This window comes from Methylocaldum sp. (assembly GCF_035627495.1).
GTDB lineage: Bacteria > Pseudomonadota > Gammaproteobacteria > Methylococcales > Methylococcaceae > Methylocaldum.
This window is the reverse complement of the sequence record NZ_DASPLO010000055.1, coordinates 1-10,998: the sequence shown is the minus strand read 5'-3', so window position 1 is coordinate 10,998 and position 10,998 is coordinate 1. Positions and strand designations below refer to the sequence as shown.

At 57.3% G+C, this 10,998-nt stretch carries 13 protein-coding genes and 1 riboswitch; of the genes, 8 read left to right on the top strand and 5 right to left on the bottom strand.

Features of this window, described 5'->3' with window-relative positions; translation table 11 throughout:
* Positions 1-266: 266 nt before the first annotated feature.
* Both VEB01_RS04525 and VEB01_RS04520 read right to left on the bottom strand, forming a co-directional pair.
* On the bottom strand, positions 267-407 hold the full coding sequence (locus VEB01_RS04525) for a hypothetical protein (protein ID WP_324873192.1): 141 nt from the start codon (positions 405-407) through the stop codon (positions 267-269).
* 281 nt (positions 408-688) lie between these two features.
* Entirely contained in the window at positions 689-1,534 is an 846-nt protein-coding gene (locus tag VEB01_RS04520; RefSeq protein ID WP_324873190.1) for an aldo/keto reductase family protein, read from the bottom strand.
* Between the two features lie 423 nt (positions 1,535-1,957).
* On the opposite strand from VEB01_RS04520, the gene VEB01_RS04515 reads away from it, so the two are divergent.
* The 8 genes from VEB01_RS04515 to VEB01_RS04480 all read left to right on the top strand — a co-directional run bounded on the left by VEB01_RS04515 (position 1,958) and on the right by VEB01_RS04480 (position 7,863).
* The gene (locus tag VEB01_RS04515; RefSeq protein ID WP_324873188.1) at positions 1,958-2,266 is read left to right on the top strand and encodes a transposase family protein; all 309 of its coding nucleotides are present in this window, start codon (positions 1,958-1,960) and stop codon (positions 2,264-2,266) included.
* On the top strand, positions 2,245-3,057 hold the full coding sequence (locus tag VEB01_RS04510) for a transposase (protein WP_324873186.1): 813 nt from the start codon (positions 2,245-2,247) through the stop codon (positions 3,055-3,057). The genes VEB01_RS04515 and VEB01_RS04510 overlap by 22 nt, the downstream gene beginning before the upstream one ends.
* Positions 3,054-3,377: a transposase gene (locus VEB01_RS04505; RefSeq protein ID WP_324873185.1), complete on the top strand. Its 324-nt coding sequence runs from the start codon at positions 3,054-3,056 to the stop codon at positions 3,375-3,377. The genes VEB01_RS04510 and VEB01_RS04505 overlap by 4 nt, the downstream gene beginning before the upstream one ends.
* Positions 3,378-3,480: 103 nt before the next feature.
* Positions 3,481-3,849, top strand: a complete 369-nt coding sequence (locus VEB01_RS04500) for a calcium-binding protein (RefSeq protein WP_324873183.1) — start codon at positions 3,481-3,483, stop codon at positions 3,847-3,849.
* 509 nt (positions 3,850-4,358) lie between these two features.
* Complete coding sequence (locus VEB01_RS04495; RefSeq protein WP_324873182.1) at positions 4,359-5,063, top strand: hypothetical protein; 705 nt, start codon at positions 4,359-4,361, stop codon at positions 5,061-5,063.
* A gap of 2 nt (positions 5,064-5,065) precedes the next feature.
* Complete coding sequence (crcB, locus tag VEB01_RS04490; RefSeq protein WP_324873180.1) at positions 5,066-5,776, top strand: fluoride efflux transporter CrcB; 711 nt, start codon at positions 5,066-5,068, stop codon at positions 5,774-5,776.
* Positions 5,752-6,066: a DUF190 domain-containing protein gene (locus VEB01_RS04485; RefSeq protein WP_324873179.1), complete on the top strand. Its 315-nt coding sequence runs from the start codon at positions 5,752-5,754 to the stop codon at positions 6,064-6,066. Before crcB ends, VEB01_RS04485 begins: the two co-directional genes overlap by 25 nt.
* A gap of 97 nt (positions 6,067-6,163) precedes the next feature.
* A riboswitch (Fluoride riboswitch) is annotated at positions 6,164-6,238 on the top strand.
* A gap of 281 nt (positions 6,239-6,519) precedes the next feature.
* The gene (locus tag VEB01_RS04480; RefSeq protein WP_324873177.1) at positions 6,520-7,863 is read left to right on the top strand and encodes an alpha/beta hydrolase; all 1,344 of its coding nucleotides are present in this window, start codon (positions 6,520-6,522) and stop codon (positions 7,861-7,863) included.
* Between the two features lie 55 nt (positions 7,864-7,918).
* On the opposite strand, the gene VEB01_RS04475 is transcribed toward VEB01_RS04480, so the two are convergent.
* From VEB01_RS04475 to VEB01_RS04465, 3 genes are all read right to left on the bottom strand, one after another.
* Positions 7,919-8,635 carry a sulfite exporter TauE/SafE family protein gene (locus VEB01_RS04475; protein WP_324873175.1) on the bottom strand — a complete coding sequence of 239 codons (717 nt, stop codon included), beginning with the start codon at positions 8,633-8,635 and terminating at the stop codon, positions 7,919-7,921.
* 31 nt (positions 8,636-8,666) lie between these two features.
* Complete coding sequence (locus VEB01_RS04470; protein WP_324873173.1) at positions 8,667-9,155, bottom strand: low affinity iron permease family protein; 489 nt, start codon at positions 9,153-9,155, stop codon at positions 8,667-8,669.
* Positions 9,156-9,799: 644 nt separating this feature from the next.
* Complete coding sequence (locus tag VEB01_RS04465) at positions 9,800-10,477, bottom strand: hypothetical protein (protein WP_324873172.1); 678 nt, start codon at positions 10,475-10,477, stop codon at positions 9,800-9,802.
* Between the last annotated feature and the right edge of the window lie 521 nt (positions 10,478-10,998).

The window sequence follows — 10,998 nt, the reverse complement described above, 5'->3', positions numbered from 1 at the left end:
GGCTCTCTTGGCTTCATGCAACCCACCCGAATTTGCAAGAAATCGAAATCAAATGACCGGTTTTCTTGCAAATTGTACCAGCCAATATGCAACGAATCCGTATATGTGTCAGTGTGTTAGAAATACTTCAGGGCTGACTAGGTCTCTAAACAGCTTCTTAGCGGAATACCCCAACGTTCCGGGCAGTCCGTTTCAGCTTAAACCGGATTCGCCCGGCGGCAAGCCAATCGCGCCGTCTGCTGGGGCTATCCCTAAAGAAGAGCCGTTCAATGGCTCTTCTCGGAATCATCGCTGTCGTGCTTAGCTCTCTGTTCCTCGATCTTTTTCAAAATCTCCGATATTTCCTCGTCGTCGAGACCCATTGTTCCTACGAGTTCGTTCAGTAAAAAGTCTTCGTAGCTAGTCATTGTCTTGTCCTCGGTTATCGAAGATGTCCGATGATTGATCGGATCGTCTCCAATCCAAACACCCGTCGGGCGGCTTCCAAAACCGGGATACCGGCAAAATCCGGGCAACTGCATTAATTCCGATTATGAAAGCGACAGCACCGAACTAACGGGTCATGCTTTTCTTTTTTGACTTATGTCCGTTCGAAAAGAGCCCGCTCCGCCACGCTTTTGTAAGATTTATTTCGGGCCAAGGCTCGATATCCCGCATTGGCAGGGACAAGGCGGGCTGCCCTTTGAGACTAGAGCAATGTGGTCACGGCATCGCATTCGCTTGTCGTCAGTTCGAAATCGAAGATCGCCAGGTCTTCTCGCATGTGTGCTTCCGATGTCGTTCCGGTCAAGGGAATGATGTCGATTTGGGTCAGATAACGGAAAAAGACTTGTGCGGGTGTGCGTCCGTATTTCGAGGCCAGGGCTTGAATCGTGGCGTGCGCCAGAATCTGGGGATTGGCGGTGAGGGTCCAGAAGCTCTGATAAAGAATCTTGTGTTGCCGACAAAAGCCTCGGATCTCTCGGTCATGGTGAGTCTCGGCATAGAAGCGGTTCTGGACCACCGCCGGTTTGATGCGGGCCTTCCGATACAAACGCTTGAGCTGTTCGAGTTCATAGCAATTGCTGATCCCCAGTTGTTTGGCGCCGCCGGCATCGACGATCGCTTCCATCGCCTGCCACACGTCCATCGTGTGCCGCTCGTTCGCCAAGGGTGAATGCAGCACCAGCCCATCGAGATAGCTGGTCCGAAGGTTCCTTAGGGAGGTCTCGAATGATTGGGCGACTTGGCTGGGCAGGCTCGCCTTCGGATCGTAAGGCATCCGCGCCGGATCCTGGCCGCTCGCGGGCGTGAATTTGCTCTGGAGATAGAGGTCCGCGCGGGTCAGTCCCGCATTCAGGCTGGCCGCCAGGCCTTCACCGACCCCCGGTTCGTCGTAGTGCTTGGGCTGACAGGCGGTGTCGATGCCGCGAAATCCAAGCATGATGGCCTGTTCCACCAAGGCCGCCGTGCGGTCTTTCTTCCAAGCCGTACCGTAAATGATCTTAGGTGTCCGTACGCCGTAAGCGGAAATCACAACGTTGTTTTCTTTCATGGATGCTTTCCAGAAAAAGGAAGTCAGCATGCCTCGAAGGTTGGGGTGGATCAAGACAGCGTGCTGGGCTTTATAGCCGGTGGACGCGTGTGACCAGCGGAACAACTCGGGTTGAGTTCATTTCTCGAAGCCCTCTGCACTGTCCCTTGCGGGGGTGAGATATCCATGATATGGGGTTTTCATCCTTTGATTCGCGCGGAAGGCGGAGAGTTTTCGAACCCCGTAGCCGACAGTATACGTCCTTAAAGCCCGTTACCCGTCGTTGTTCTTGAAATGCTGAGTGGAAAAGCTGTCGTGAACGATAGGTGTAGCGGACTGTAATTAAACGGGCCGGGACGGCAATCAGCGCGATTTTAGGACCAGATTATGGATCTTGCGCACTTTTGGTGATGGTTTTCGACCGGCTGTCCCCATATCGAGGGGATGCATTTCATTGTCCAACAGTTCCTCGCGTTATCCGATCTTCGCTTCGATGCCTGGCGGGTGGAGATGGCGCGATCTCAGCGCGTACTGCAGATCACATCCATACAGCCGACACCGCCTTGCCCGGGCTGCCATCAGCCGGCGGCACGCCGCCACAGCCGCTATCAGCGCACCCTGGCCGATCTGCCGTGGAGCGGCTATGGCCTTCGGCTTCAGCTCAGCGTGCGTAAGCTCTTCTGTGACAATGCGGCCTGCCCGACAGGGTCGAACCGTGGGCACGCCGGACGGTGCGCTTGGCCAAACGGCTGACCCTCATCGGCTTGGCTTTGGGTGGGTCGGCCGGAAGTCGGCTGAGCGGTCACTTCGGCATCCCGGTGTCCCGTCATACGTTGTTACGGCTGGTACGCCGTCAACCTTTGCCGGACGCACCCCCGCCGGCCATGCTGGGCGTTGACGATTGGGCTCATCGCAAACGCCAAACCTACGGCACGATCCTCGTCGACCTGGTGCAAAGCCGGCCGGTCGCCCTGCGCGCCGATCGCGAGGCCGAGACCCTGGCCGGTTGGCTACGTGCGCATCCCGGCGTGAAAGTTGTGACCCGGGATCGGTCCATCGCCTATCGGGATGGGACGCGCGCGGGTGCGCCGCAGGCAATCCAGGTGGCCGACCGCTTCCATTTGCTGCAGAACTTGAGCGAGGCCCTCGATCAGGTCTTCAGCGCCCACGGTTCCGTTCTTACCGAGGTCAAGAAGCAGTTGGAGTCCAAACCGATCATCCGTGAAGATGGCACCGTGACGGTGCCGGTGCCGCCAACCCGACCACCGCCCCTGGCGCGCCAACGGGCCGAGCAACGCCGGGCGCGGCGCCTCGCCCATTACACCCGAGTCTGGGAACTGCACCGCCATGGCTGGTCTGATCGCGTGATCGCGCGACGCTTGGGCCTCGGTCGCATGACCGTGACCCGTTACCGTCAGGCGCCGGTTTTTCCGGAACGCAAGGGGCGCAGCGACCAGGGCAGCAGTCTCGCGGATCCCTACAAGGCCTGCCTTCTCGAGCGCTGGAATGCGGGCCAGCGTGAAACCTTACAACTGTTCCGATGATCCTGCGGCTCAAAGCACAACACGCGGAATTGGCGGCTGCCATCGAGCTCGCCCACGAGTTTGCGGCCATCGTCCGCCAGCAGCAGTCCGGCCGCTTCGATCATTGGCTGATGTGCGTTGCCCAGAGGGCCAGCCCCGCCTTGCGGCGCTTTGCCAAAGGGCTGCGCGATGCCTATGACGCCGTGAAAGCCAGCCTGATCTTACCCTGGAGCAACGGGCCGGTCGAAGGCCGCATCAACCGGCTCAAAATGCTGAAGCGGTCGAGGTACGGCCGCGCGGGCCTGGATTTATTAACCCGCCGGCTTTTATGGGCCGCCTGATGCCCCCGCGATCGGTGCACCCCCGCACCTGATTTATCAGGCATGGTCTATCGCCTGACGGTGTAGAGTCAAAAACCATCAGGCAAGCCCGGAGGCGTGAGTTATGAATGAGATCAAGCGCAATCCCGAACGCGAGGCGCGGATCACCCTGGACATCATCGTCGACCGCTACGACGACACCGAGCGGGCGATGGGCTGGTATTACTACCTTCAGGATAAGCTCCAGTTTCCGTTCACGGCGGAATGTGTCGCCCAGCGGGCCATTTCTCCCTTGCATAGGAACGAGACGGTAGAGGTGATCGAGATGGCCCCGGAAGAGGAATGCGAACATGAAATGTTTGTCCTGATCCGTCGGAGACAAGGAGATCGGGCCGTCCCGCTCGCTCAATTGATGCCGGTGGCCGCGGACGAGGAGACGGTTCAAGCGGTCGAGGACTGGCGCTATTGGGTCCAGCAAGGGTATCAATGCTGAAGCCGTAATTGTGTGCTTGACCCGGCGCCGCGATAAGTCTTCGCGGCCACCGGCATCACCAAAAGTGCGCAAGACCCCGGATTATTGGCCACTGAGACGGCAATCATCCGCGCGGGACTGAAATCATCCGGTCCGGGACCACATTAGGTGCAAATGACGGGTTCAAATCGGCAAGCCCGCCCGTAGCATCCGATCCCATAATTGAGGTAGTCCGCTCCTTGTCCGATACAGCCACCGGCCAAAGGCTGCTCCCAAGCCAAACCCACCGTTCGCTGTGCGGCCTGTTGATCTTGCAGCGATCAAATCGTCAATCTGCATGGCCTGGATGGATTCAATTCGAGCGCTCATACCGGCTCCTTCTGAGGTCTGAGGGTTTACAATGGCACGGAAAAACATCGCGGGGCGGACAGCAGCTGGGAGATACCCTTTGACACATGGGCTTCTCTGATTGCGCGAAGCCCAGTCTAACGAGTGACAAAAGCCAACGAAATTAAGCTTAGGGGGATACCATGTCGGTCGATATCCTGTTGACGGTGATCGTCACAGCAATCGTGCAGTCCATTTTCGGCGCGGGCGTTTTGCTGCTCGGTTACGAATTCGTCGATGTGCTCATCGTGCTGCTGCCGATTTCGATCGCCATCAATCTGTTGCAGATCGCCAAACACCATGCCCACATCGATTTTTCCTTTTACCGTCGGGTGTTGCTCCTGACGCTGCCGCCCATCGGACTCTTCCTATTCCTGGTCACTCATACCCGGATCAATATCGGCGTGTTGATCGGATTGTTTTTGCTGCTCATAGCCTTGAAGGAGTTTTCACCGGCTGTGACCCGAATCATCGACGCCTTGATGAAATACGAAAAGGCTTACTTCGTGACTATGGGTATCGTGCACGGGCTCAGCAATCTGGGTGGCTCGCTCCTCACGGCGCTGGTTCACCATAAGGACTATACCAAGGATGTGGCCCGCGTCACCGTCGCGGCGTCCTATGCCACCTTTGCCGCCGCACAGATCCTGACGCTGTGGCTGTTCAGTCGGTCACAGATCGATGTGCCTTTTGCTGAAAACGGGATTTACTTGGTGGTCGGCTCGCTGATTTTTCTGTTGACCGACGAAATGCTTTACACACAGATCGATCAAGCCAAATACCGCCGCATCTTCGCGGGATTTCTGGCAGTCGCCGGAATGGTGCTGATGATTCGAGCCTTGAGTTAGGTATGATGGGACAACTCTTCGCCATCGCTTTGGGCGGCTCGGTCGGAGCCGTGGCGCGTTACCTGATCGCCACCGGCATTTACGCCTGGTTGGGCCGAGCCTTTCCGCACGGCACCCTCTTCGTGAACGTGTCCGGCTCATTCCTGATGGGGTTCCTCACCGAGTTGATGTTGCAGCGATTTTCGCTGGCCGTTGAATACCGGGCGGCGATTTTGGTGGGGTTCCTGGGCGCCTATACGACCTTCTCGACCTTTGCCTTGGAAACGCTGTACCTGTTCGAAGAAGGCAATCTGGCCAAAGCCGGATTGAATATCCTGCTGAGCACGGTGTTATGTTTGGCAGCGGTCTGGATCGGACTGGTGTTGGGGCGGCAGCTCTTTGCCGCCGATCTCTATCCCTGGTTGGGACACGGGTTTCCGTATGGCGGCCTGGCGCTCGCCCTGATGATCGCCTTTGTCCTGGCCGCGGCGGCCGAATTCGTCTTTCATTACTTCGATCTGTCCGTTCTCTACCGGGCGATCATCTTGGTCAGTTTGCTCGGTGTGATGACCCTGGCGGCTACTTTGTGGCTCGCGTTCCAATTGTCCGAAATTCGGCTGGAGTTTCAGGGTCTATTGAGCATCTTCGCCGTGAACGCTTTGCTCGGCGTCGCGGCGGTCTGGTTGGGCACACTCATGGGAAACTGGTTATGGCACATCAGCAAGTCACCATAGCGCGGGTTTATCTCCGCGAGGGCGAGCATCTTCTGTCCAAACTCATGAAATTCCTGCACGACGAAGAAAGAGTTGCCGGTGTCACCGTGCTACGGGGTATGACGGGGTTCGGCAAGGACGGGAAAATCCACACCGCCTCATTGGTCGACCTGTCCCTGGATTTGCCCTTGGTAGTCGAGTTTTACGACGAGCCGGATCGGGTGGAGGCCGTGATCCAAAAACTGGTGCGGCGGATGGATCTAGCCCACGTCGTCACGTGGCCCGCCGTCCGCCACACGAAAGAGGAATAAAACGCCGACGGTGTTTTTCCTAGGCTTCCTAGCGGAAGCAACCGATTTGCGGCACTTTGTCGCCCCACCTGAACATTCAGGCCGGGACTGGATCTTAGAATTTAAGAGAGATGGCATTCCTCTTTTAACCGCTTGATCGGTTCTTCGATCGGCTGATGATGCCTACGTGATTCCCTTTGGAGTACGTGGGCGTATGACGAAACTGCAATTTTTCAGTCTATACCGGTCCATCCGGAGCCAGAAAGGGAAACGCGCGAGATCTTTCGGTTTTGTTGTACCTGGTGTCGACTGCTGCCTTTGGCAGCTGGTTAGGCGCGATAGGTTGAGGCCAACGCTTAACTCAAGCTTTTTTTACTTGCCGCTCACTCCAGATCAATGCCCTTCGCGGCCGGTCGGCGCCAACGCGCTCGATCCTCTCCTCGCTGTACCCTCTGTAACTTCGAGGGCAAGCCCATGAAAAAGCACTCTCGCAGTCAGTGGTTGAGCCTGATGCAAGAGACGGAATACGCGCTGGATCACTCCGGTTCGATGATCTTTCTGGGCGCGCTCCTCATCGGCTCCCATCTTCTCCATAGCCCGGCCTACGCCCGGATCGTATTCGCACTGGTGTTGCTGCTCTGCCTGATGCCCAAGGTGGTGTGTAGCTTCTGCCGGATGAAGGAACAGCCTTCTTCGAAACGCCCTCCATGGTTTCGATCGATGATCGTGGGGCCCCTGAGGCCATGGCATTTTAACTCCGGGCGGCTGGCCTTGGCGCTGAAGGCAGGGCTTCGCCGGGCCAGAACAATGGCCGTTATGATAGCCGTTACAGGCATCACTTTACTCTTCGGTGCGCTCCTCCTTTCCACCACGTATGCGCTTCTGGATCAAAATCCGGAACCGAAAGCCACGACAACCCCTCGACTGATCGGGAACTATTTCATCACCGGCGATCATGCCAGGCTGCCGACGCGAAGCTGGGTTCCTGAGCATCGTCCGGTCAAAGCCGTCATCGTGGCATTGCATGGGTTTAACGATTACAGCGCCTTTTTCGAGGAACCGGGAAACTACCTCACGCATTACGGCATCGGCTCCTACGCCTATGACCAGCGGGGCTTCGGCGGCGCGCCGAAGCGCGGCTCCTGGGCGGGGATCCCGATCTACCTTCACGATCTTTCGGAATTCGTCCGGCTGATCCAGGATCGGCATCCCGGCATTCCGATCTACTTGCTCGGCGAGAGCATGGGGGCTGCCGAGATCATGGTGGCCCTGACGCACCGCCACGCGCCCCCGGCGGATGGCATCATCTTATCCGCTCCGGCCGTATGGGGCTGGAAGACCGTGCCGTGGTATCAAAGAGCCGCGCTCTGGACGGCCGCCCATACTGTTCCCTGGTTGCGGTTGACGGGCGAGAGCCTGCATCTTGTCCCGTCAGATAACACCGAGATGCTGCGAGCGCTTTACCATGATCCATTGGTCCTCAAAGAGACCCGCATCGGCACGGTTTATGGGGTTGCCGATTTGATGAGCAGAGCTTCCGAGCAGGTAGACAAAATGGACCGATTAACGCTGGTCCTCTACGGGGAACGGGACGAGATTATCCCTAAGGCATCGGTCTATCGTATGCTGAAGAGAGCGCCTCGGAACGGGCGGTGGCGCATCGCGTTTTACGAAAAGGGCTATCATCTGCTGCTGCGTGATTTGGAAGCGCCCCGGCTTTGGCAGGATATCGCGGCCTGGATCGAAAACCCCGCACAGGACCTGCCCTCCGGCGCCGACCGGCGGGCATTCGCGGTTTTGAGCGGCGGCCGTTCATGAGCTTTTTTTCGTGGCGGTCGAATGATGAAGCCAGCCACTTTCACCTGAATGCCGGTCAACCGTGAGCGACCATATAGACAGCCATAACGGCCAATAGCCCTGCTACATACTGCTGAAACCGGTCGCGCGGCAAACGCTCGATCACCTTTTTGGCGGACCACGTCCCCAGGACCATCGCCAGGCCCATGAATCCGGCGAGCCGCCAGAATTCGCCATCCAGCGGAATGTAGTATTGATATACGGCGGTTTTTGCGCCGTGCATCGCTAAAGCCGTGGCCGCCTCGGTAGCGACATAGGCCACAGGAGGCAACCCGAGGGTCAGGAAAATGGCCGCTCCCAGTGGGCCGGCACTGCCGACCAATCCCGACAAAAACCCTACGCTTCCCCCGCCCAAGATCAGGAAAGTGGGACTGGCCTTCCATTTTAGAGTGCCAAGCGACTTGAGCAGGATGAACAGGAGGATGGCGGTGCCGATGCCTCGGTTTACGGTATCCTTCGGAAGGGCGACAAACGAGACGGAACCCAGGATGCTGAAAGGGATCGCGCCGAGCAGGAACAGTCCCGCAGGACGCCACTGAATTTGAGAAAACCCGAAGCCGGCGCGGGAAAGATTGCCGATGAACTGGGCGATGGTCAGCAAGGGAACGGCCTCGGTCGTCCCGACCGTAGCAACCAGTAAAGGAAGCAGCAACAATGCTCCGCCGAATCCAGCGGCACCGGAAATGGCCGCCGCACCGTAGGCGGCCAGGAAAAGCCAGAGGAAGCTCAGCATAGCCGCGTTGACTATACCGTGGCGGGTCCCTTCATGGCTTGCCTGTGGAGGAATCCTCCTTCGTTTCAGCCCTCGCCTTTTCCCGAGCTATACGGGCTAGGCTCACGTATTTGCTGCGCAGTATAGTCAGTTCCTCTTCTTCCAACTCTTCCAAATCCAACAAGGTATCGTCGGCTTTTTCGATGGCGCGGATGAGTTCGTCGAGTTTCACTTGCAGGGCTTCGGTATCCCGGTTCTGCGTGTGCTGGATCAGGAACACCATGAGAAACGTCACAATGGTGGTCGCCGTGTTGATGACCAACTGCCAGGTATCGCTGAAGCCGAAAATCGGCCCGGTAATCACCCAAGCCAGAATAATGAGCATGGCGATGTTGAAGGCCAATGGTCTGCCGGACAACCGGGCGAACAGCCGCGCGAACCGGTCGAACTTGGCGTTCCAGTAGGCGGTATTCTCGAGATTTTTCTTAGCCCAGGAGGCGCCTTTAGCCAGAAAATCGGGCAGATTGATATTCGAAGACATTGCTGTGTTCCTCTGGATTTTGGATTTTCGGTGCTCGCTGTTGTTGGATCGATCGGACCAAGCTCGCACACGACCGAGTGGCCCAGTCTAAGCCAGTGTAGGGTTTCGTTGTGCGGACAGCCAGAGCCCGTTCCCAGAGAAATCAATCTTTGCCACCGACAGAGCCAGCAAAAAAACCGCGAACGGCTGGAATCCTTGCTGGAAGCAGCCCACTATCCAATGGGCAACTTCCGTGTCTATCGGTGTACTACGGAGTAAGGGGTACGAAACAAACGTCAAAGCCGATTTGGGAATTTCGTCGACTGCTGATCCTGAAATGGCGCTGATTGCCGTCCCGGCCCGTTTAATTACAGTCCACTACAGGTAGAATGGGATGAGCGATAAGGCGTCGTTGCCGCCTTATCGCTGACGGGGAAACATCAGGACCGATCGACCGCCAGCCCGCCGAACCTCGGCACGGCTTATTTTCCGGTCCAGGTCCGACTTGGCCGACCAGGTTTTATAGAACGAATCAAGAATACTTGTGCTGCCTGAGCCGCGACTTACTTGTCGATCAATCCGAGAGCGGAAAGTCTCCCGATCGATCGCGAGCAACTTCCGTTAACGCGTTGATCGCAGGCTTCAAGGATTCTTTACCGGTGCTCTTAATGATCAACGCCGGTAGGAAAAGCGAGCGCATCCTGGACGCAATTGAACTTCGACGGGGGATTGCTGTGAGTATCCTTGGTACCCAGAGGCCCGCAGATAAAGGTTTGGTCGAAGTCCTGCGTCACAATGTGTTCCGCCGTGGGATTGCCGTCCGCGTCCACGCTGGTTTTATGTTTCAGGGTTCCGGCCACATGGAACCCGTACGTTCCCGCCTTGTTGGGACGAAAGTAAATATTGTAGACATTGGGTGTCCCGAATTTCTGTTTCACGTTGCCGGCCGCATCGGATTCGTTTTGCGCTGACGGATAGAGGCTTTTCTGCCTTTTCAATTCCAGCTTGCCGTTCTTGTCGGCGTAGTACTGTACCTTTGCGGTATTGAGCTTAACCTCGTCGCCCGTGCTCGTATTGACGGGTTCTGCCTTAGTCTTGTCATGCGCCGCATCCGGATGGAACGAGATAGTCAGGTTGATGCCATTAACGTCGCCGGTCCAAGCAGGTTCGTTGGCGAACCCCGCACTAAGCTTAAAAGTAGCGGGAGCCCCGTGGCAGTCGGTGATGTCCACGCCGTCCGCACTTCCACATAGATGCCGTGCCTCATGCGCACTGGCTGTTTGCGGGAGCATGACAGCAAGCCCGATCACTCCCATGAACACGGTAAGTTTATTATTTTTCATGTGACTACCTTTGTTGAACTGTTTACGCGGAATTGATTTAGCCAAGCGCACTAGTCAGCTGCCTTTGTCCGTGCAATGCACGCACAAAAGGCTTGCCGGCGACACTGTCATCCGGCTGATACTAGTACCGGCAACCATCTAGAGCACATCCGATGCCAACGGCGTAGATCCTTTATCGGTCAAGCGTGTGCCCGACGGACGGAGATAGAGCCGCAGTGGAAATGGGTGAAATAACAGATGGGGCCAGGGCAAATCCCACAGCTGAATTGTTTGAACTGCAATTTCCGGCGCTGCGAGACATGGAGCGAGTGAGCGAGCGAGTCGAGTAGTCCCCGGAAGCGCGAGCGCCGGGTGGGTGGCCGGAGGTCGCCGCGAGAGCGGCGGTCGTAGGCGACCCACAAGGCATCGCGACCGGGCGTCGAGTCATTGTGGAGCCAGGTCCCGACCCCTGGTTGGGTCGGGACCGGTCGAACGCAGGAAGGTCGCGATTAAAGCGACGTTTGCGATTGGGACGGCCGGGG